We start from the raw sequence: 21,490 nt of genomic DNA, 5'->3' as shown, positions 1-21,490 counted from the left end.
GACAGAGCGAAGCAGTTTTGGGCGAACTATGCCAGGCGCACCTGGTTTCTTCCTCTGTTTTTGGCATCGTACAGGGCAGTGTCCGCCTGATGAAACAATGTCTCTACACTGACCTGATGGTGATTTTGCCGGTCCCATCTTGCGACCCCAATGGAAATGGTGACCTGCGGTCTGGTCTCCGCTTCCACGCAACTGCGTATTCGCTCGGCCACGATAAAGGCCCGAGAGATATCCACTTTCGGAAGGTAGACCGCCAGTTCCTCTCCTCCCCAACGGGCGGGAATATCGGTATCGCGAATGCACTGTTTGACTAACTGTGCCACCTGCATGAGCACCTCATCCCCTACTTGATGCCCATACGTGTCATTGATTTGTTTGAAGTAATCAATGTCGATTAAAATCAGGGAACCGCGGTCATCATGTTCGAGAGAGTGGCTAACCTGCTCATCCAGATAACGTCTGGCAAACAATCCGGTCAGATTATCCGTCCGCACCATCCGCTCCACTTCATTGTGAAGCATCGCGTTGGTGATGGAAAGACTGGTATGCTGACCGAAGATTTCGAGCAGTTTAAAATCGTCAAAACTGAAAAAATGAGGCCGCTCGTCGGACACGATCAGGGCTCCCGAAACTTTTGACTCCTTCCATATCGGGACGCCCATCAGCGAAGCAAACTTCGTACCCGAATACGCAACTGTCTGCGGCTGCCCGTGAGCTACAATCACTCCCTGCCTCTCCCGCAGGATTCCCTCTACGGGCACATCGGAAGCAGCAACCACTCTGCCCATATCCTCTTCGGTGGATGCGTACCGGACAATCAAGCGACTCTCATCCAGCCGCTGCAAAATAGCACAATGCTGTGCACGGAACGTATTGATCATCATTTTGGATACGATCTGCATGATTTCCTCAAGATTTAATGTACGGTTTAGCTGCTGAGCCATTTCGTTGATCAGGCGAAGTTCGCGGATCAGGTTGCGGGACTGCTGGTACAACTGCGCGTTTTCAAACGCTGTACCTGCCGTCTCGGCCAATATCGAGATGTAGTCCGTCTCCGTATGGAGCAGGAGTCCTCCTCTGCCGGCCGTCAACTGGAGCACCCCGTACACTCCCTGCTTTCCCAACAGTGGCGCTGCGACGACCGTCACTTCCTCCTCTCCCTCTCGCCTGGAGCCAACCACGAGCTGTCCTTCCATGTACGCCCGATTGCTAAACTCTCCCTGTTCCGTCTGGTAGCCAAGCTGTTTCACCGGCAGCGTCGTGTTGGTGTCTACCGTCAGATACAGTTCTACCTCTGCATGCGGGTAGAGCTGCCGGATGCTTTTCATGATTTCGTCGAGCACGTCATTTACATCGATCGATGCCTGGATTTGCTTGGTTAGCGTGTACAACAGATCTTTCTTCCGCTCTTCTCGGCGTATCTGATCCGATATGACCGCCCGCATCAAAGCGTTGCGGATCTTCTCTGCCACGTTCTGCAGGAAGGCTACGTCTCGGGCGTCGTAAACGACGCCGTTTTGCTCGGGTGGAATGTGCAGCAAAAAGGCATAAAGAGGGGTTCCTTCACAGTACACGGGAGAGACGATCAATCGGTGTTCATCGGTGACAGTGGGGGTGATTCGCCGATTGAAGAAACGGGGGAGGATTTCGGACAAATGCCTGTCATGATCCTCTCCGGCCGGAATCGTAAAACGCTCCTGCGGCACGACGTATCCCCGGTCATCAAGCCGGACCGCGGAGCAGCACCCCTTATCTACTATCTCGTGGATTTGCTCGATTACACATGTTACAAACTCTTTCGCCTTGTGGTACCTGTTGGCATTCATCACGATTTCACTGGTAGCCCGCTTGATGTATGCATCATAGCCCATATAAATCAGCGGTTCCATTCCCTGCATATAGGAGCCTAGCTCATAAGGAAAAAGCTCTTTGGGTACGATCAAGCCAATCGTCGCCCTGATGCGGCCATCCTGTTCCTTCAGCGGGATCGCTGCCCAGGCGCATCTGTTGCCAGGACCTGCTTCCTCCGCCACTGACAGTTGGCCGCTGTCAAGTGCTTTGCTGACGACCGAAGCAGCGCCTGCAGCCATCACGTCCCCGATCCCGTACGTGAACGCAGCTGGCTTCCACTTCTGATGGGCTTGCAGGGGAACCATATTGAGCAGGCGACCGGAGGCATCCGTCAGGAACAACAATCCGGGTCGATTTTCCGGCCATGCAGCCAAAAAAAAGTGGCTCATATACATGAAAACACTCTCTAACTTCCCTAACATTTGTCTTTGGATCGCCACTAAACCCTCTCTTCCCCTTCCCCACCTTGCGTTTTCTACCAACCGTTCAACCCAAACTACCAACTAGCCGGCGAACAGCGGAGGCTCCTGTAGGTGTTCCGTATCGTTGACGTGCAATACTTCCCACTGTCCGCTGCGATAACGAACGGTGGATACTCCCGTATTATCAATCTGTGTCACACCTGTTCCCAATGTTCCGTTTGTAATGAAATGAAGAAACGAATTAATCAAGCCTCCGTGGCTGACAACCGCAACCGTTCCACTGAGGTTTACCTCAGCGATTGTCGTCAGACATTCCATGGCCCTTTTTTGCATCGCCGCAAATGACTCGATCCCATACTTTGCTTCATTCATATTGCTATCTTGATACCGTTCCTCAATCTCTTCACGGGTAAGCCCTTCCCATTTGCCGAAGTTCCGTTCGCGGAGAGCGGGCAGTATATGAACCGATTGTCCGACTGCTTCTGCTAGCCGGCGGGCTGTTTCACTGGCACGCTGCAAGTCACTGGAGTAGACAGCGGAAATCGCCTTTCCGGCAAACCTTTTGGCCAGTCTATCGGCCTGCCGTTCGCCAGTTGCGGTCAGTTGGAGATCACTGTGTCCTTGGATGCGCCTGATCCGGTTCCATTCGGTCTCCCCATGGCGGATCATGTAAAGGATGGTTTCCATTGATCGCCCTCCTTTTATCTGTCTTTTTTCATTATAAAGGGTTTATAAGTGACACGCTATAATCTTTGGCTGGACAAGTTCCCTTTTTACGATTTTTTGTAAAAACAAAACGATTGAAACGGATTCCCATCATAGGCCGTCTACAATAGTGAAGTTCGATGCCAATTAAAGGAGGGCTTTCCATGAAACCCGTACATCTCAAACGCGCCTCATGCGTTTTGTTATCCGCATCACTCCTGCTGCCGCTGGCTACAGCACAAGCAGCACCTGCGAGAGCCGTTGAAGCTCAGGTGAATTCACTGCCGACCGCGGCAGCCGTATCGGGCAAGATCGCAGCCATTCAACCTTCCGATGTGAAACTGAACAAAGAGAAAGCGCTGGCGATTGCTAAATCATACGTAACACTCCCGGCTGGTGCTGAACTGACTAACACATCGTTCCGTAATCGAGATAACTGGCGTTCCTTTCCAGAGTGGAGCTTTGATTGGATGAAAAAAGAAGAAAACGGTCGGGGAACCAATCTATCTATCAGCGTCTCGATCAATGCAGACACTGGTGAACTGACATCCTATCACACCTGGGAAAACAAGCGAGACGACAGCAATTCCGGACAGCCGATCGAACGGGAAGCAGCAGCCAAAATCGCCGAACAGTTTTTAAACCAGCATGCTTCTGCGAAGAAATCCCAGGTCCGCCTGTATGATCGCCATATGCCAAACGAAAAGCCACCGTTGGGAAATGATGTTCGATACACCTTCCGCTATGCACGCGTTGCCAACGATATTCTCTTTCCTGACAATGGGATTTATATCGAGGTTGACGGATCGGGAAAAGTGACCAGCTATAATCTGGACTGGAACGACAAGATCACGTTCCCAAAGCCCAAAGAGACGATCGGTGAAGACCAGGCAGCTGAGGCGTTCAAAGAGTCAGCCAATGCCAAACCGGTCTACAACCTGCCCTGGGAGCGGTACAACGACAACCAGGCGAAGCCATACCTTGTGTACCAGAACCCATTTGAGTACTTCATCGATGCCCAAACAGGCGAACCGCTAAAGCAGGATCTGGAACCGCGCTCCGCCGATCAAGAGCCGGTCCCGGTCACCAACGGTTCCCTCACGCCGCACAACAGCGGTGGCTCGCTCTCCCAAGAAGATGCGGTCAAACTGACTAACAAGCTGTTCAGCCTGTCCGGATACGAGTTGGCCTCCGTCAACTATTATGAGAATGAATCGCGAAGCGAGAGCAGTGTCTGGAGACTTCGCTATGAAAAGGAAGGAACCTCCAACGAAGAAACGAGTTATGTCTACGTCTCGCTTGACGCCAAAACAGGCGATGTACTCTCGTTTAACAATGATATGATTCGCCCACTGGCTACTGAATCGGGTAAAACGGAGAAAGTAGATTGGACGGAGGAGCAAATCAGAGAGAAAGCGATCGCCGCCCTGAAAAAATACTCGCCATCCATCGCCTCCGAGCTGTATCTGACCGACGTGAACGACCGACGTGAATTCGAGCGCGGCGACTGGGTCAGCATCCATTTTCACCGTCTGATCGACGGAATCCAGGCGGCAAGCGGAACAGCATCGATTACGTTTAACCTGGCAAAAGGAGAGATTGAGCACTACGATGTCAACATAGGCAGCGAGACCTACCCGAACCAACCGCCGAGCCACGCCAGCGCTGACGAAGCCGTGGCTGCCTGGTGGGAGGAAGCAAAGGTAGAGCTGGAATACGTGCTCCCGCCGATTCGTGAAGAACTGATCAAGATGGGAAAAGCAAATCCGGAAGATGAGCTTACCGCCAGACTGGTCTATCGTGTCTCCACGACTCCATACGAGCAGCCGTATGCCTATCATGCGGAAACCGGTGAATGGGTAAGCTTGTCTACCGGCAATACGATCTCCCTGCATCGGGTAAAACCATCTGACATTGAAGGACATCCTGCGGAAAAACAACTGACGCTGATGTATGAGTACGATGCCATCTCTCCAATCGACGGCAAGCTGATGCCGGAGAGAGCGATTACCCGCGGGGAAATGATCAAGATGCTGATGATCACTTTGAACCATGGACGCTTCTATCCAGAGCGCTACGCACTGGATAAAGCGACATTTAACGATGTCACCGCCGGCTCCCAGTACTTCGCATACGTGGAAGCAGCCGTACAGTCCGGGCTTCTCAGCAAGGACGCTCCCAACCTGAAACCGGATGAGACGATCACGCGCGGCGAGTTGGCCGACATGCTGGTACGTGCCCTCGGCCTGCACAAACTGGCCGATTACGACTCACTGTTTGCTACGAATGTAACAGACATTTCAGAAGAGGAGCGGGGTACCATCGCGATCATTACAACACTAGGGATCATGAGCGCACAGGATGGAAAATTCTCACCCGACCTGGTGGTGAACAGGGCTGATGCAGCCGTCGCTTTCTCCCGCTTCCTGGAAAAGAGAAACGAACTCAATCTAGGCCAAGCGCCTTCCTACATGTACTGATTGCAAGGCAGATACAACCTCTTGACTTTTCAGGCGACAAACCTATAATATTGGTTGTATGTGCAGCAGGGTAGCATTGATTGCAGGTAAAAACAGAAGGGCACCCTCGTAGTTTCATCCCTTGTGGGCAGCGGCTGAAATCCCATGAGGAGCACGATGCGGAAACGCTACCGTCCGAAGTTCGTGTAGACAAAGATGGAACTAGCCTTTTGGAAGTAAACACCTGTGAATCCCAGAACAAAGGAGATTTGAATAACATGGCACGTTACACAGGACCACGCCACAAGCTGGCACGTCGTCTGGGTATTTCCCTTGACGGAACAGGCAAAGACATCAAGCGCAACTATCCCCCAGGTCAACATGGCCACGCTCGCCGCAAAATAAGCGAGTATGGGATTCAGCTGCAGGAAAAGCAAAAACTGCGTCATATGTTTGGCGTAAACGAAAAGCAATTCCGCCGTACCTTTGTGCAAGCCTCCAAAATGGCAGGCGTACACGGCGAGAACTTCATGAAATTGTTGGAATCCCGTCTGGACAACGTGGTATACCGTATGGGCTTCGCACCTACTCGTCCGGCAGCCCGCCAATTGGTGAACCACGGTCACTTCATGGTGAACGGCAAAAAGGTAACTATTCCTTCCTACCGCGTCCAACCGGGTGATGTGATCAGCGTTCGCGAGAAATCTCGCAACCTGCCGATCATCAAGAACGCACTGGAAGCCCGCAACTTCCTGCCGAACTACATCACATTCAACGATAACGCCATGGAAGGCACCTTTACCCGCCTGCCTGAGCGCGAAGAAATGCCGGCAGAGATCAACGAAAAGCTGATCGTCGAGTTTTACAGCCGGTAATACCATTCACGAAAAGGACCTCGTACCGAGGTTCTTTTCTTTTTTGCACTCTTATTGCATGCCTTTCCACCATGCCCCATTCCTCCCTAAACATAGGATAAAATTTAAAATTTTCTTACTAATTACACTACCTCCACTCTCCGATAATAAAAAGAGACAAGATTCGACAAATAACGTCATCAGCATCCACGTTCATTTGGATCATAACAGGGAGGCACAGCAGTGAAAAGAGTAGGAAAACGTATGAGTATGATCACAAAAGGCGTTGTGTTTATTGCATTGTTTGTAGCCGTACTATCCTCTATTTTTGTGACATTGTCATACATCCAGCAGTGAGATGCGTACTTTCAGGAACTAGAAGACCTGACCCTCCTCGTGACGACCCAGTTCAGCTACTATGATGAGCGGATTGAAACCGCTGCTGAGCAATTGAGAGCCGATAGTGAGGCGTACCAATCAGCAGACGAGATCGGCGACCTGCAGAACCAGTTGGAAAACATCGTGGGATTTGAGCGCGTGGCAAACAGCTACTTGTTCTATCCAACCATGGAGCAAACAGACGGCAAATCGGTGCTAACCATGATGTTGGCAAACGATGCGCTTCTGGAAGCTGGTTTGACGCCTACTGTCGGTTACGAGCTGCCCCCGGAATTCGTTGCCGCCTACGAACAACTGCAAACAGAGGGGATCGGTCGAACCACGGTCTACAGTGATCAGTCGGGAACATGGGTCTCCATCATTTAGTACATCAAGAACGCCGATGGCAAGAATATCGCCATTTTGGGTGTGGACTTCGACTACGGCATGGTGCAGAACCAGCTGAACCAAACATTGTGGCATCAGGTTATGATCGGTCTGATCGTGGGTGTGCTCTTTACCTTGCTGATCGGGTGGTGGATTGGCCGAACACTGAAACCGATCAGGGATCTCTCGGCTTTAACCATGCAGGCGGCTGAAGGGGATCTGACCGTCTCTGCACCAGTGAAAAGCAAGGATGAACTGGGGCAGTTGGCCCATCACTTCAATACGATGATCGCCAATGTCAAGGGACTGATCACGCAGATTTCCGGTGTGTCCAATCAAGTCTCCGATGCAAGCACCCTGCTGAATACGAGCATTGAGGAGACAACTCTGACCACGGAACAGATCACATCCTCCATCAAACAGGTGGCCACCGGGGCTGACAGCCAACGGCAGAGTTCAAAAGAGAGTGCCAGAGCAATGGAAGAGATGGCCGCCGGCATACAGCGGATCGCCGAGTCGGCTACTTCTGTAGCAGAAACGGCGCAACAAGTGGAAAAGGTGAGCAAACAGGGGAACGAAACGGTCCAAACGACAGAAAAGCAGATGGATGCCATCCGGGAAACGGTTTCGGAAGCCGCACACATCGTAGAGAAACTTGGCGAGCGTTCTCAAGAGATTGGCAACATCCTGGAGGTAATCGTCGACATCTCCAATCAGACCAATCTGTTGGCTCTAAACGCAGCAATCGAAGCCGCACGGGCTGGCGAGCACGGACGGGGTTTTGCCGTCGTTGCAGATGAAGTTCGCAAACTGGCGGAGCAATCGCGGGAATCTTCTGATCAAATCTCACTGCTGATTGAGCGGATCCAGGAAGATATGAAAAACGCTATCGACAGCATGCAAAAAGGGCAAACGGAGGTCAAAATCGGGTCAGAAGTTGTCCGCGAGACAGGCCTAGCATTCCAACAGATTTACCAGTCCATTGAAGTGGTCTCATCGCAGATTCAAGAGGTTTCTGCTTCAGTAGAAGAACTGTCTGCGGGAGCAGAAGAGGTGACAGCCTCGATCGAACAATTGTCTACGCTGGCCGAGGAAGGTTCCACTTACAGCGCATCCGTGGCAGCCACAGCGGATCTACAGCTTGCCACCATTCAACAACTGCAAAGCTCCTCTAATCATGTAAAGAAACTGGCCGATGATCTGAAAACAGAAGTGAGGAAATTCACCATATAGCGGTCAACCGAAAAGAGCAGTGCCTTCGAAGGCACTGCTCTGTGTGTATAAAGCCTGGGTATAAGCGGAGAGTAGCTCTTTTCCGAAAGGAGCAACTTTTGCCAACCAACCTGGCGTAGCCAGTACGCAACGTTTACGACAGTTTCAGTTTGGCGAACTTCCTCTTGCCTACCTGTACGATCAGCCCGTCCTGCAGGCGAATCACCTGCTCGACATCATCTACCTTTTCCTGATTTACCTTGACCGCTCCCTGCTGAACCATCCGGCGAGCTTCTCCTTTGCTCCCGACCAGCTTTAGTTCAAACAGCAAGTTGACGATGCCGGCTTCTCCGTCCAGGTAGCTGTCTGCCTGAAGCGTCACTTCCGGAATATCTGTAGGCAGGGCACGCTGCTGAAAAACAGTCTTGAAATGATGTTCCGCTGCCTCTGCTTCCTGTTCGCCATGATAGAGGCGAACCAGTGTTTTGGCCAGCCTCATCTTGGCATCACGCGGATGGATGGAACCCTCAGCCAATCCGCTCTTCAGTCGCTCTAGTTCGTCCAACGGCAAGTCCGTAACCAACTCATAGTACTTCAGCATGAGCTCATCTGGCACGGACATCGTTTTGCCGTAAATCTCACTGGGCGCCTCGTTCACCCCAATGTAGTTGCCGAGGCTTTTCGACATCTTCTGTACCCCGTCCAATCCTTCAAGCAGCGGCATAGTGATAATCACTTGCTGCTCGTGATCGTACTCTTTCTGCAGGTGACGTCCCATCAGCAGGTTAAATTTCTGATCTGTCCCCCCCAGCTCCACATCGCAGGCAAGCGCGACAGAATCATATCCCTGCATCAATGGATAGAAAAACTCATGGATCGAGATCGGCAGTCCGCTAGCGTAACGTTTCTCAAAGTCATCCCGCTCCAACATCCGAGCAACGGTAGTTTTCGCTGCCAACTGGACCACATCGGCGAAGGTAAGCGGTGCCAGCCAGCTAGAGTTGTAGTACACTTCAACCTTAGCGGTATCAAGCACTTTGCCGAACTGTTCGATATAGCTTTTTGCATTTTCCCCCACTTGCTCCTCGGTCAGCTGCTTGCGCGTCTCCGATTTGCCGGTCGGGTCACCGATCCTTCCGGTAAAGTCACCAATCAACAGTTGGATCGTATGGCCCAATTCCTGGAACTGCCGCAGTTTTTGCAGCACCACGGTATGTCCAACGTGAATGTCCGGTGCAGAGGGATCCAGGCCTAGCTTAATCTTTAGCGGTTGACCCGTAGCCACAAACCGTTCCAGTTTATGTCGCAATTCATCCTCCGGTACGATCTCTACCACACCGCGCCGGATAACGGCCAATTGCCGCTCCACTTCCCTCTGCTGTTCTTCGTTCAGTTTGTACTGCTTCTGCAGTTGTTCTCCTGTATCGATTGTCTCCATCTCTAATTCAACGCTCCTTTTCTAATGGTCATGGCATGAAAAAAAATCCCGCCCCTAATAGGGACGAGATTGTTGGCTCGCGGTACCACCCTAATTGGAAGCAGCTAAAAGCGTGCCCCCCTCTTCATCTGATAACGGCCCTTCCGACCGGTCGACCAAAATCGACATGCTCCAGGTGTGTAATTCGCTGCTGACTGCGACACTGGTTTGCACCTGCCACCAGCTCTCTGCGGCAGACTGCTGGCGGAAACCCTCTTCCCAGCCCTGCCGAATGACGCTCCGACTGCAACTACTGTCACCCTTCTTTACACTTCAGCTATGCAGATTTATCGATTTCATTTAATCACATTGGCCGTTTTTCTGTCAACGCAAGCCGTCACCTTCCGACACAATCTGTATCCGCACCAACCGCGATGTGATATAATAAGGAGCGTAATTAGGGGGGACATACATAATGGAGAAGAACCAATCGGCTGCCGGCAAACCGACCCAACGCAAAAGGCGCCGGGGCATGAAGAAGCATCCTGCAATCCTCGCCCTGCAGGTGTTGCTGCTCCTGGGCGCAATGGGGGCGCTTTTGGCCGGCGGTGTGCTGACCGGCTACGTCGCATCACTCGTAAAGGACGAGCCCGTTCGCAGCCGCGAGGAATATGAAGAAAAGATCTTTAGCAATCACCTCACAGGATTTGCTTACTATAGCGACGGATCAATGATTGGACAGCTTCGGGCTGAGCAAGATCGCCGCCTGGCCAAACTGTCCGAAGTTTCCCAGCATTTGATCAAAGCGATCATCGCGACAGAGGACAGGCACTTTTACGACCACCCCGGGATCGTGCTGCAATCTACACTGCGCGGCGCTTACCAAGATTTTACCAATCAACCTGTCGTCACTGGAGGAAGCACGCTGACGCAGCAGTTGATCAAAATCACGGTTCTTTCCAGAGAAGTAAGTCACGAGCGGAAGGTTAAGGAGATTTTTAACGCCCTCCGTCTGGAGCGAATGTTCTCAAAAGATCAGATTCTGGAAGCCTACCTAAATGAAATGTATTTCGGCAAAAGCGCCAACGGCTCTAATATATACGGCGTAAAGGCGGCGGCTAAAGGGATCTTCGACAAAGATGTGGGAGACTTGGCACTGGCAGAGGCCTCATATATGGCCGGCATGCTGCAAAGTCCCGCTGCCTACATCCCGTTTGAAGAGGACGGCTATCGCCGAGGCAAGGAACGGCAAAAGATGGTGCTTGACCGCATGCTAGAGAATCAGTTTATCACACAGGAGGAGTACGAAAAGGCAATCGAGACCGATTTGCGTCCTCTCCTGGCTAAACCGTCGGCACGGGCGTACACGGAGCATCCGCACCTGATGATGGAGTTAGAGGAACGGGCTGCCCAAGCGCTGCTTGACGCCGAGCTGCAAAAGAATGGACGCGACAAAGAGAGCATCGGTCCCAACGAATATCGTCAGCTGTTGGAAGACAAGCGGCGCGAAATCCTGCGCAACGGTTACCATATCTATACCACGATTGACAAACGAATAAACGATATTATGGAGTCTATTGCCAGCAATCCGGAAAACTTCGGCAAAAATGCCACCTATACAGTTCGTCTGAGCAACGGCGAGAAAAAGGAGATCAAGGATGCACTGGAAGAAGTCGGGGCGATGATGATTGACAACGATACCGGCGCGATTCTGGGCATGATGGGCGGTCGTGACTTCCGCGTGGAACAGACCAATCACGCCACCGTCCCGCGCCAACCTGGTTCGTCGATGAAGCCGCTCGCCGCGTACGCCCCCGCATTTGAACTGGGACTGCTACAGCCGGCCACGCCCATCGACGATTCGCCGCTGTTGCTCGCCGATGGTTCAAAGGGAAGCCATCTGCCTGCCAACTGGGACAACAAATACCGCGGGATGATCAGCGCCCGTGAAGCTCTGCGCATGTCGTGGAACGTTCCTGCGATTAAGACGTACCTAAAAGTGACGATTCCTACCGCTCTCGATTACGTGAAGAAGATGGGCATCACGACACTGGTAGAGAGCGACTATCATGCAGCAACCGGGGTCATCGGCGGCCTCGCCTACGGTTTGACGGTGGAGGAAATCACCAACGCGTATGCCACATTTGCCAATCAGGGATCGTTTGTCGATGCATACATGATTGAGCGAATCGAAGATACACAGGGTAATGTCGTCTTTGAACACGAGAGCAACCCGGTGGCCGTATACAGTGAGCAGACCGCGTACCTGATGACAGACATGATGCGAACCGTCGTCAACTCAGGCACCGGTACGGCTGTTCGCCGCCACATCCCGCGCAGCGTGGATGTCGCCGGCAAAACGGGAACGACCAACGATTCAAACGATCTCTGGTTCGTGGGGTACACACCGGCCGTTTCTCTCGGCGTCTGGATCGGTTATGACGTGCCCCATCAGCTGCCTGGTTCAGCCAGTTCCCGTCCGATGGATATCTGGGGGAAAGTGATAAAAGAGGTTCTCGCTCTGGAACCGGCTATCCTGGATAAAAACGACAGATTTGAAAAACCGGAAGGCATTGTCAGCTACACCGTTGACAGCAAGTCGGGACTCTTGCCCAGCGAGCTCTCCAAAGAAGCGGGCCACTTGATAACCGATCTGTTTAACCGTCAGTTTATCCCGAATAAACAGGACGACCTGCACCAGAAGGCTCGCATCGTAGAATACGAGGGCAAGCGTTATCTGGCCAAGGAAGGGACACCAGATGACTTTGTGACAGAAGGCATCTTCTTCCGCAGTCCAGAGCCTTTAAATGTCTCGGAAGAAAACATCAAAAAACACAATCGACGGGTGGCCACCCGCCCGCTAGACTGGGAACAGCGCCTGCCAGAAGAGGAAGATCCGCGTACGGAACAAAACGGTCCGCCGGATATGCCACTTGACTTGTCCGTCTCCCAGGCAGACGGGAAAGTAACGCTCAGCTGGAAAACCACTGGGGAACCTGACTTGCTGGGTTACCGTGTCTACCGGACCGGTCGCGATGGCTTGTACACTCACATCGGCACGGTGAAAGATCCAAAGGTAACCACCTATACCGATGAAACAGGCGGATCAGGCCAGTACGCCTACTACGTCACTTCGGTGGACATCTCCGGTCAGGAGTCACCCGCTTCGATGATCGCTACAACAGGAGCGGATGGATGGGTACCGGTTGGTCCACTGCCTGGCAGTGACATCCCGGGAATGCCTCTGCCGGGGGGCAACACCCCTGACGGCAATGGTTCCGACACATCCGGTCTGCCGGATTCCGATCTGGACGGCATCGATTTACCGGATACGCCAGAACCGGATGCAAACGCAAAACCACCTAGTCCGCCAACAAATGTGAGCACCAAAAGCACATCTGACGGTGTGACGATTTCTTGGGAAACAAGTGAGAGCGGCGAATACATCATTGCCTATAACATCTACTACAGTTCGGATCGTGACGGAACGTTCCGCCTGCTTGACACGACCGTATCCACTTCCTATCTCAACACGTACCGCGATCGCTCGGGATGGTACTATATCACAGCCGTAAATAGCCATGGCGAATCAGCTCCGTCCAGGAAAGTAAGCGGCAGCGAGTAACAAACAAGAGAGCAGCAAACAGCCGAAACGACAATCAGCCCATTTTTCCCGACGGTGCTACGGAAAAATGGGCTGTTCTGTTTATACAGGCATCTGCGATCCAGTTGTTATACAGGCATCTGCGATCCAGTTGCGCTATAATAAGGAGGATAAATCCACAGAAAAGTGGAGGTGAATCGTGAGATGATTCACACGAAACGCTATGCGCACAGTGAACTGACTGTAAACGGGCACCATCTGATCATTGAAGGACCGATCACCCCTGAGGCTCTCTCTTCGATGCGATTTGACGAAGGCCTTACGGCGTTTCGCGTTCCACAAGAGCAGCATCGCGCACTGGTCGAGATTGCCGGTCTGCCGGAGGGAAGAATCATCGTCGCTCGCGAGGATAACCTCGTACTGGCCTATGTTACGTTTCTTCATCCTGATCCCATGGAGCGCTGGTCGGAAGCAAAACTGGAAGATCTGCTTGAACTAGGAGCGATCGAAGTCAGCCCAAAAGTAAGGTCTGGCGGCGTAGGCAAGGAGATGCTGCAGGTCGCTTTTTCAGATGATGCGATGGAAGATTATATCGTGATCTCTACTGAATACTACTGGCACTGGGACTTAAGAGGAACAGGTCTTGATGTTTGGCAGTATCGTAAAGTAATGGAAAAAGTGATGGGCAGTGCCGGATTGGTCTGGATGGCAACGGATGACCCGGAGATCTGCTCCCATCCGGCCAACTGTCTCATGGTCCGGATCGGCAAGCGAGTACCATCTGAGAGCATCGCCAAGTTTGACGCGGTCCGTTTCCGGAACCGTTTTCTGTATTAGAAGGGAGGGTAACACATGCGGATTGAAGAGATGATGCGAGTGCAGGTGATCACGGTAGGAACCACTACCACCATCGGGGAAGCTCTTTCCCTATTGCGTGAAAATCGCATTCGCCACCTTCCGGTGATGGAACAGGAAAAGCTGGTTGGCATTGTCTCAGACCGGGACCTGCGCGACGCTCTCCCCTCCACGCTGACTCGTCACGATGATGATCGTGAGGTCCTGCAAAAGCAGGTGAAAGACATCATGCGTACAGATGTGATTACTGCCCACCCGCTCGACTTTATTGAAGATGCCGCCAAAACCGTATACGAGTATAAAATAGGCTCCCTCCCAGTTGTTGAAGACGGTCAACTGGTCGGCATCGTGACGGAATCAGATCTGTTGCATCGGCTGATCGAACTGTTTGGCGTTCACAGGCCCAGCTCCCGCATCGAGGTAGAGGTAGACGATCGGGCGGGCATGCTAGCGGAAGTCAGTCAGGTCTTTCGCGAAGCGCAGGTGAATGTCTCCAGTGTTGTCGTCTATCCCTGCACCAGTCCTGGCAAAAAAAAGCTGGTCTTCCGAGTACAGACGATCGATCCTCGTGGGATTGAGGAGTTGCTGCTGGCCAGAGGCTTCGCCGTCATCGGACCACTGGAAGGAGGAACTGCCTCGTGAGTCGCCGTTCCCGACTAATCTACTCGCCGGACTATGCCACCTACTACTTTCACGATGAGCACCCGTTTAACCAAAAGCGTCTGCTGCTCACATACGATCTGATGAAGGCATTTGGCCTGCTTGCCGAAGGCGACGTGCTGCCTCCTCGCCCGGCGACAGACGAAGAACTGGCACTGATCCATGATAGGCGCTATATCGAAACCGTTCGCGCACAGGGACACAGCACTACGGAACTTCCCTTGTCTGCCAGCTTCGGACTGGGGACCGAAGACGTTCCTTGTTTCCCACAGATGCATGAAGCCGCCTCGCTCATCGTAGGCGGTACTTTGGAAGCTGTCAACCTGGTGATGAACGGAGAAGCCGACCACGCTTTCAACCCGGCAGGCGGTCTGCACCATGCCTTTCGCGGACGCGCCTCGGGATTCTGCGTCTACAATGATTGTTCGGTTGCGATCGCTTATCTGCGCAAGTATTATGATGCTCGAGTTCTCTATGTGGATACAGATGCCCATCACGGAGATGGTGTACAGTGGAGCTTTTATGATGATCCCAACGTGCTGACGATCTCACTGCATGAGACGGGGAAATTCTTGTTCCCTGGAACAGGCAATCTGACTGAACGAGGCGACGGTCAAGGCTACGGCTTTTCTGTAAACATCCCACTGGATGCGTTTACAGAAGACGAGTCGTATTTGGAAGTCTACCACCAACTGGTACCGAAAGTGGCAAGAGGCTTCCGACCTGATGTGATCGTCACCCAAAATGGCTGTGACGCACACGCTTATGATCCGCTGACCCATCTCTCCTGTACCACGCGAATCTACCAGGAGATACCCCGACTGGCCCACCAGTTGGCGCACGAACTGTGCGGCGGCCGCTGGATCGCAGTTGGCGGTGGCGGGTATGACATCTGGCGTGTCGTCCCACGCGCCTGGACACTGCTGTGGAGTGAGATGTCGGATCAGCCGTTGGGGGATGTTCCCCTGCCGGAGGAGTGGATTCGTCAGTGGCAGGATCGAAGCCCGCTCGCGCTGCCCGCGCACTTGTTGGATGATCATACACCTTTTCCGCCCATACCACGGAGGCGTGAAATCACAGAGAAAAACAGGATGACGCTGGAACGAGCCCTCTCATTCGCACCGATCGGCTGATCTCCAACAGACGTCCAGTGAATCCGCTGAGGAGAGGAATTATCGCATGACCTGGCATCAATTACTGAACTGGGGAAAGCAGCATACATGGCTGTTCCTGGTTCCGATCGTACTGCTGTTCCTCTGGTGCGGGTACGTCCTCTACCAGATCCACCTGGCAGAACGGACGGCCACCCCCCGCAAGGCTGATGTAGCCATCGTGCTCGGTGCCGCAGTCTGGGGCGACCGTCCCAGCCCCGGCTTGCGGGAACGTCTGGACAAGGCCTACTGGCTGTACGAGCAAGGCTACACCCCGTACCTGCTGGTCACTGGTGGTGTAGGCGAAGGTACGGAACTGTCCGAGGCGATGGTGATGAAACAGTATCTGACAGAAAAAGGGGTGCCACAGGAGAAGATTCTGACAGAGGATCGCTCTACCTCCACCTACGAGAATCTGCGCAACAGCTTGCCGATGTTGGAGCAGCACCACTTTGAGACCACCTGTATCGTCAGCCACGGATACCACTTGGCGCGAGCGCTGGATATGGCTGAATCGCTGGAAATCAACGCCTATCCAGTGGCCGCCCAAACGTCGACTCTTAACATCTTGTACCACAAGACACGCGAAGTTCTTGCCTATACCAAATGGAAAGTGGATCGGGTGCTTCTTCACCCGCCTTTTTGACATGAGGGGATGAGAGAATGTCAGCCGGACAAGAAAACCCGTCAGGGGAAAGCACCCTGACGGTTCTTTGCTTTGGACGAACATAGTGGGGGGCGAAAGAGAAAAACAGGTTCGCTCCGACGTGGATAGTTCTGCCGAGCTCTTTTTCACTACCCCTATTTCCGACGATTGTCCCCGTCAACCATAAATACGTCTACATAGTGACGGATGCGTTCCAAAATCCGGTGCGCCTTGGTCACTTCGACGCGGTTGCCGTTGCTGATCGCCAGATGATCCGCCAATTCCTCCAGGGAATAGTTGGACGTATAAAGCGTGGGCAAACGGTTATTAACCCTATGATGCAGGAGGACGCCCAGAATCTCGTCTCGAATCCATGGTGTCAGGTTCTCCGCTCCTAGATCATCGAGAATCAGTACCGGCACCTCTTTCAGCAGCTCCAGTTTGCTTCCGTAGGAGTGATCACTGAGCGATTCCTTCATCTCCCGTACAAACTCTGGCACATATACCATCAGTGAAGCGATGCCCCGCTCTGCCAGCTTTTGAGCAATAGCCCCCATAATGTAACTTTTCCCCACCCCGAACGGCCCGTGAAGGTATAGTCCTTTTTTCTTCTCACCTGGTATATATTCACCGCTAAACCGAATCGCTGCCTCCACCGCAGCGAGTTTGGACTTAGCCCCCTTAATACCCGCAAACGTAGCTGTCTTTATCTCTTCCGACACATAATAACTACGCATCAGTCGGTGACGCCTCTTCTCGTCTTCTGCGGCCAACTGCTTGGAACAGGGAGCCAGCGCCCCTACTACTTGACTCGCCTGCATATCTAATGTTGTATAGTGACCTTTCACCATGTTGGGACAAGAGACGAGACCTGGACAATTCTCACACCAGTAATGTTCCTTAACCGCCTGATACACCGTCGGAAGGGCACGGAGGTAGTCATCACGGGAAAGACCCTGGTTTTGTTCTTGGAACTCCTTGAGATAGTGAGAGGAGCGGAGCATTTTGTCCAGCTGCTGTTCCGGGGAAAGAACCTGACGCGGACTTCTTTTACCTAGCTCTTGTAAAAAATGCCCGATTGCTTCCATCTACCGTTTACCCCCTTTTTGTGACTTTGGAATAGATTCCAAAAGTGCGCGCAGTTCAGGAATATCCATAACACTAAGCTCTTCTTCCTGTTCTATAGGTGTTGTCTCGCTTTGCGCTGCCTTCTCACGTTCCTGTTCCCGCTCCATCTGCCGTTGTACAGAAGCCGGCAGCTTGTCCTGCGGGACGGATCGCCCGCCGCGGCGTGAGGCGGTGGTCGATTCCTTTCTGTTTTTCGCTTTTTCCTGCGCTTGCTGTTTGGCTTCCGTCCGTTCCAGGATCACCTGTACCGCCTCGTCTACTGTACTGATCTGCTTTGCTTTCCAGCTATCGCGAACCGTTTCCAGGTAAGAGCGCGGCAGTTCCATCTGGGTCTCACGCAGCGCATGCAGCAGCAGCACATTGGCGACCTCTGGCGACAGACCATCGGTGAAAACAAGTGCTTCCGCCCGTTCCAGAAAGGCCTTGCTGACTCTTCCCCCGACGGCCAGCTCCAGCAGGGTGAGCGGCGACAAGCTGCGGCAGATGCGTGCATGGGAGACGCTGCCTGGTTCAGGCAGTTCTCCTGGTGAGAGCTCGATATCGGCAGGAGAGACGACATCGCGGCTAAGGCGTCCGTCAACGTATTTTTCACGCAGCCGTCTTCGCAGGGAAACACGGTCCAGTTGTCCATCTGTGGTATATAGATTCCAATCGCGCAGCTCTTGTCCCAACAGCCAACTGCTCAGTTGATAAAAGTGAAGCAGTTGGTAGAAAAACGAAACCGTTTCACTCGTCAACACATCTGACGCCTCAATATGGGATGGCAGATTTAACCTTACAAACGACAGGTCAAGCGTCGGGCTTGGTTCTGCGAGATAGTCATTTTGCTGTGGAGCGGCCGGGTAACTCGCTTCCATCCGCTGAAAAAAGTGGTCAGTTTCCGAACCTTGGCGTACTTCCAATTCGCTCGTCGAGAGAGAATGATACACCTCGTAAAACGGTTTTGTCAGATTTTCTTCATACGGATACGCTTCCTCCAGATCAACCAATCGTCGGTCGGCATACTTTTGGCGCAGCTGCTCAAAGCGGTGTCGTTCCACCTTGTTCAGCAGCATGACCGACCAGATCTCTTCCTGGAAGAACTGGTAGGGAGAGAGGGGCGGTTTTACTATGTATTCATAGAAATAGTCGCGATCTCTGTTTTCACGACGCCGCACTTCTAACAGCCCCAACGCCTCCAGACGTTCCCTTGCCGCCAGCAGGCGGTCCAGCGACAGCGAGGTTATCAGCATGAGACCGCGATGCGTCCCTTCTCCGACGGCCCCGTTGCGTTCCTCTACTTCATGGGCCAGCACTTGATAGAGCGTATAGGATTCTACGCCGATCAGCGGCAGATAGAGATGCGTAATGTATCCCATCTCCGTCAGACTGAGCGGTCGGATCCCCCTTGCCAGATAGCGATCCTTTGGTGAAAGCTCATTGAATACCAAGCGCATATCCAAAACCCTTCCCTGTTCGTAAATCTATCATTTTATTATACCATCTTGCCAGACTGATCGAGTAGAGCGGAAAAAATGCTAAAAAAAAAGAAACAGGGAGGGAATTCAACTCCCTCCCTACTCCAGCCACCAACTGCCGATCTCCCGGAAAGGCTGCATACCCAGCCGGTCGGCTACACCGTGCAGGCGAGTTGAGATGCAGTACGGGTTTTGCACCTCGACCAGCGGCAGAATCGGCAGATCAGCCGCAAACTGCTTTTGCCAATCGCCAAACAGCTTCTGTCGTTCCTTCTCGTCCAGCAGCAGCTGCCCCTTTTCCAACAGCTGATCCGCTTGTGGATTAGTCCAACGGGACGCGTTCAATCCGAGTTCACCTACTCTTTCCCGACTATGCCAGATCTTGATCAACTCAGACGGATCCAGCGGGTACTGCCAGGCATACAGGTAGAGATCAGTTGCCTGGCCGCCGAACAGGTAGGCATGGAATTCATCCGGTTGGAGCGGTTTTGTTTCGACCTTGACCGGCAGCGACTTCCACGCCTCCAACAGCGCATCCACCAACCGCTGGCGAACCTGGCTGCCACTGGGGTAGACCATAGTAAGTACGAGCGGTTTCTCCTGACTGTACCCCTTCTCTTTCAGTACGGCTTGAGCTGCCTTGGGATCGAACCCTGGCAGTACTCCTGCTTCATAGGCAAATGATGCGGGATGCAGTGGACTTTTCACGGGTTGGGCAAAGCTGTAAAACAGCTCATCAACGATCTTCTCGACTGGAACCGCTTGACTAAGCGCTTGTCGAACAACAAGATCTTGCAGCTTCTCGCTGGCCAGATTATAGCCGATAAAGTGATAACCATGTGCCTCAGCCGTCTTGATCTGTACAGCAGTGTCTTGCTCGTTCAGCAGATGGGCAACTTCCGGCGAGACCATGCTGATGTGGACACGGCCAGAAGCCACCTCCTCCCCTACCTTCTCCTGCTGCAGCGGAATTACTTTCACAGAGTCCAGCAGAGGTTTCTCTCCATGGTACGATCCATTTGCAGCAAATACCCACTCCTGTTCGCTCATCTGCTGCGGTTGAAAGATCCCTGTGCCGATGAGTTGGCCACCTATCGACAGTGAGGAGATCTCATCCAGGGATTTTCCTTGCAGTTGATGCTGGGGCAGCAGCGGTGCCGTCAGCAAAGGGAGAAAGGCGACATCGTCCCGGTCCAGGCTGATCCGCACCGTTCCCTGTTCCGGAGCGACCGTGATCCCGGAGATGTGTTCATCCTTCCCCCGCCGGAAACGGGAAACACCCTCGATCAGGTGGGTTGATTCCCGCCAGACGCCGTAATAATCGGGACGGCTGTATGTTTCCAGCGTGAAGCGAACATCCTCCACTGTGATCGGCTTTCCGTCCGCCCACTTCCTCTGCTTGGGCAGACTGAGCGTCACCACCGGCTTTCCGTCCACTTTTTCCAGACGATAGTCGGAAGCGAGATTGGCTTTAAGCAGACCATCCTCTCCATACACAAGCAGTCCTTCGTAGGCTAAAGACTCATAAGGGGTTAGGGCAGCCTCCTGTTTTGCTGTTCCGAACGGGTCAAAAACGGGCAGCCCCCCGATCGACCCAACGACCAATTGGCCTCCAGACTTAGGTGTGGCCGACTCTGACTCCGACTCAGCAGCAGGGGCGGGATCGGAAGCCGGTGGGGGTGGCGCGGACTGCCCATCCGTACATCCTGTGAGCAGAACCGCGATCACAAGCGAGATGTAAAAAGGCCATTTGAATCGTAGGTGGGCGGTCATTCTGCTTCCGTGCCTCCTCTTTGCGATGTTTTGTCTGGCAAGCTGCGGGCATGGGCGAGCAGTTCCTCCAACTCTCGCATAAAGACGTTGATGTCCTTAAACTGTCGATAGACCGAGGCGAAACGAACGTAGGCCACTTCATCCACGTAGTATAACCTCTCCATGACCATTTCTCCTACATCTTTGCTGGGAATCTCGGATTGGCCGCGACTACGCAGTTCCTTCTCGATTTCGTGAACAACATTTTCCAAAACCTCCAGCGGGACCGGCCGTTTTTCACAGGCCCGGATCAGTCCGCGCAGGATCTTGTCACGACTAAACTCTTCGCGTGTTCCTTCTTTCTTAACGATTAAAAGCGGCGGTTCTTCAATCACTTCAAACGTAGTAAAACGCCGGCCACAACTCTCGCACTCACGCCGGCGACGAATCGATTTATTGTTGTTAAACGGCCGGGAATCAAGCACCCTGGTCCCGTTGTTCTCGCAAAAAGGACATCGCATCAAAACATCATCTCCCAGTCTCGGGCATTCC

At 52.9% G+C, this 21,490-nt stretch carries 16 protein-coding genes; 9 read left to right on the top strand and 7 right to left on the bottom strand.

Annotation, left to right across the window (positions count from 1 at the left end):
- Window positions 1-26: 26 nt before the first annotated feature.
- Together LOK74_RS03255 and LOK74_RS03250 are read right to left on the bottom strand one after the other, a co-directional pair.
- Entirely contained in the window at window positions 27-2,240 is a 2,214-nt protein-coding gene (locus tag LOK74_RS03255; protein ID WP_230045191.1) for a GGDEF domain-containing protein, read from the bottom strand.
- Window positions 2,241-2,354: 114 nt separating this feature from the next.
- Complete coding sequence (locus tag LOK74_RS03250) at window positions 2,355-2,960, bottom strand: histidine phosphatase family protein (RefSeq protein ID WP_230045190.1); 606 nt, start codon at window positions 2,958-2,960, stop codon at window positions 2,355-2,357.
- 182 nt (window positions 2,961-3,142) lie between these two features.
- Here LOK74_RS03250 and LOK74_RS03245 point away from each other — a divergent pair, with 182 nt between their 5' ends.
- The 4 genes from LOK74_RS03245 (at window position 3,143) to LOK74_RS03230 (ending at window position 8,289) form a co-directional block, all read left to right on the top strand.
- Window positions 3,143-5,458 (top strand): YcdB/YcdC domain-containing protein, encoded by a 2,316-nt coding sequence (locus tag LOK74_RS03245; RefSeq protein WP_230045189.1) that lies wholly within the window; start codon window positions 3,143-3,145, stop codon window positions 5,456-5,458.
- 257 nt (window positions 5,459-5,715) lie between these two features.
- Entirely contained in the window at window positions 5,716-6,312 is a 597-nt protein-coding gene (gene rpsD / locus LOK74_RS03240) for a 30S ribosomal protein S4 (RefSeq protein ID WP_230045188.1), read from the top strand.
- Window positions 6,313-6,687: 375 nt separating this feature from the next.
- Window positions 6,688-7,056 carry a hypothetical protein gene (locus tag LOK74_RS03235; protein WP_230045187.1) on the top strand — a complete coding sequence of 123 codons (369 nt, stop codon included), beginning with the start codon at window positions 6,688-6,690 and terminating at the stop codon, window positions 7,054-7,056.
- A gap of 42 nt (window positions 7,057-7,098) precedes the next feature.
- The gene (locus tag LOK74_RS03230; protein WP_230046897.1) at window positions 7,099-8,289 is read left to right on the top strand and encodes a methyl-accepting chemotaxis protein; all 1,191 of its coding nucleotides are present in this window, start codon (window positions 7,099-7,101) and stop codon (window positions 8,287-8,289) included.
- A 133-nt stretch (window positions 8,290-8,422) separates the two neighbouring features.
- On the opposite strand, the gene tyrS is transcribed toward LOK74_RS03230, so the two are convergent.
- A complete protein-coding gene (gene tyrS, locus LOK74_RS03225; protein WP_230045186.1) occupies window positions 8,423-9,706 on the bottom strand; it encodes a tyrosine--tRNA ligase in 1,284 nt (427 codons plus the stop codon).
- A gap of 454 nt (window positions 9,707-10,160) precedes the next feature.
- Here tyrS and LOK74_RS03220 point away from each other — a divergent pair, with 454 nt between their 5' ends.
- The 5 genes from LOK74_RS03220 to LOK74_RS03200 all read left to right on the top strand — a co-directional run bounded on the left by LOK74_RS03220 (window position 10,161) and on the right by LOK74_RS03200 (window position 16,601).
- The gene (locus tag LOK74_RS03220) at window positions 10,161-13,310 is read left to right on the top strand and encodes a penicillin-binding protein 1A (RefSeq protein ID WP_230045185.1); all 3,150 of its coding nucleotides are present in this window, start codon (window positions 10,161-10,163) and stop codon (window positions 13,308-13,310) included.
- Between the two features lie 183 nt (window positions 13,311-13,493).
- A complete protein-coding gene (locus LOK74_RS03215; protein WP_230045184.1) occupies window positions 13,494-14,126 on the top strand; it encodes a GNAT family N-acetyltransferase in 633 nt (210 codons plus the stop codon).
- Between the two features lie 15 nt (window positions 14,127-14,141).
- A complete protein-coding gene (locus tag LOK74_RS03210; protein ID WP_230045183.1) occupies window positions 14,142-14,786 on the top strand; it encodes a CBS and ACT domain-containing protein in 645 nt (214 codons plus the stop codon).
- A complete protein-coding gene (locus LOK74_RS03205; protein ID WP_230045182.1) occupies window positions 14,783-15,937 on the top strand; it encodes an acetoin utilization protein AcuC in 1,155 nt (384 codons plus the stop codon). The genes LOK74_RS03210 and LOK74_RS03205 overlap by 4 nt, the downstream gene beginning before the upstream one ends.
- 46 nt (window positions 15,938-15,983) lie before the next feature.
- The gene (locus LOK74_RS03200) at window positions 15,984-16,601 is read left to right on the top strand and encodes a YdcF family protein (RefSeq protein ID WP_230045181.1); all 618 of its coding nucleotides are present in this window, start codon (window positions 15,984-15,986) and stop codon (window positions 16,599-16,601) included.
- 155 nt (window positions 16,602-16,756) lie between these two features.
- Here the strand turns inward: LOK74_RS03200 and dnaI are convergent, their stop codons facing one another.
- From dnaI to nrdR, 4 genes are all read right to left on the bottom strand, one after another.
- The gene (dnaI, locus tag LOK74_RS03195; RefSeq protein ID WP_230045180.1) at window positions 16,757-17,689 is read right to left on the bottom strand and encodes a primosomal protein DnaI; all 933 of its coding nucleotides are present in this window, start codon (window positions 17,687-17,689) and stop codon (window positions 16,757-16,759) included.
- Complete coding sequence (locus tag LOK74_RS03190) at window positions 17,690-19,165, bottom strand: DnaD domain protein (protein WP_230045179.1); 1,476 nt, start codon at window positions 19,163-19,165, stop codon at window positions 17,690-17,692. It abuts the gene before it with no gap.
- Between the two features lie 120 nt (window positions 19,166-19,285).
- A complete protein-coding gene (locus LOK74_RS03185) occupies window positions 19,286-20,959 on the bottom strand; it encodes an ABC transporter substrate-binding protein (protein ID WP_230045178.1) in 1,674 nt (557 codons plus the stop codon).
- Entirely contained in the window at window positions 20,956-21,459 is a 504-nt protein-coding gene (nrdR, locus tag LOK74_RS03180; RefSeq protein ID WP_230046896.1) for a transcriptional regulator NrdR, read from the bottom strand. The genes LOK74_RS03185 and nrdR overlap by 4 nt, the downstream gene beginning before the upstream one ends.
- Window positions 21,460-21,490 lie beyond the last annotated feature (31 nt).

Source organism: Brevibacillus humidisoli (genome assembly GCF_020923435.1).
Classification (GTDB): domain Bacteria; phylum Bacillota; class Bacilli; order Brevibacillales; family Brevibacillaceae; genus Brevibacillus_E; species Brevibacillus_E humidisoli.
Note: the sequence above shows the minus strand (reverse complement) of the source record. Positions and strands in the feature narration are given on the sequence as shown.

Excerpts from the sequence above, each read along its gene's own strand:
- LOK74_RS03255 (WP_230045191.1), bottom strand. The coding sequence starts at position 2,240 with ATGAGCCACTTTTTTTTGGCTGCATGGCCGGAAAATCGACCCGGATTG.
- LOK74_RS03250 (WP_230045190.1), bottom strand. The coding sequence starts at position 2,960 with ATGGAAACCATCCTTTACATGATCCGCCATGGGGAGACCGAATGGAAC.
- LOK74_RS03245 (WP_230045189.1), top strand. The coding sequence starts at position 3,143 with ATGAAACCCGTACATCTCAAACGCGCCTCATGCGTTTTGTTATCCGCA.
- rpsD (WP_230045188.1), top strand. The coding sequence starts at position 5,716 with ATGGCACGTTACACAGGACCACGCCACAAGCTGGCACGTCGTCTGGGT.
- tyrS (WP_230045186.1), bottom strand. The coding sequence starts at position 9,706 with ATGGAGACAATCGATACAGGAGAACAACTGCAGAAGCAGTACAAACTG.
- LOK74_RS03220 (WP_230045185.1), top strand. The coding sequence starts at position 10,161 with ATGGAGAAGAACCAATCGGCTGCCGGCAAACCGACCCAACGCAAAAGG.
- LOK74_RS03215 (WP_230045184.1), top strand. The coding sequence starts at position 13,494 with ATGATTCACACGAAACGCTATGCGCACAGTGAACTGACTGTAAACGGG.
- LOK74_RS03210 (WP_230045183.1), top strand. The coding sequence starts at position 14,142 with ATGCGGATTGAAGAGATGATGCGAGTGCAGGTGATCACGGTAGGAACC.
- LOK74_RS03200 (WP_230045181.1), top strand. The coding sequence starts at position 15,984 with ATGACCTGGCATCAATTACTGAACTGGGGAAAGCAGCATACATGGCTG.
- dnaI (WP_230045180.1), bottom strand. The coding sequence starts at position 17,689 with ATGGAAGCAATCGGGCATTTTTTACAAGAGCTAGGTAAAAGAAGTCCG.
- LOK74_RS03190 (WP_230045179.1), bottom strand. The coding sequence starts at position 19,165 with ATGCGCTTGGTATTCAATGAGCTTTCACCAAAGGATCGCTATCTGGCA.
- LOK74_RS03185 (WP_230045178.1), bottom strand. The coding sequence starts at position 20,959 with ATGACCGCCCACCTACGATTCAAATGGCCTTTTTACATCTCGCTTGTG.
- nrdR (WP_230046896.1), bottom strand. The coding sequence starts at position 21,459 with ATGCGATGTCCTTTTTGCGAGAACAACGGGACCAGGGTGCTTGATTCC.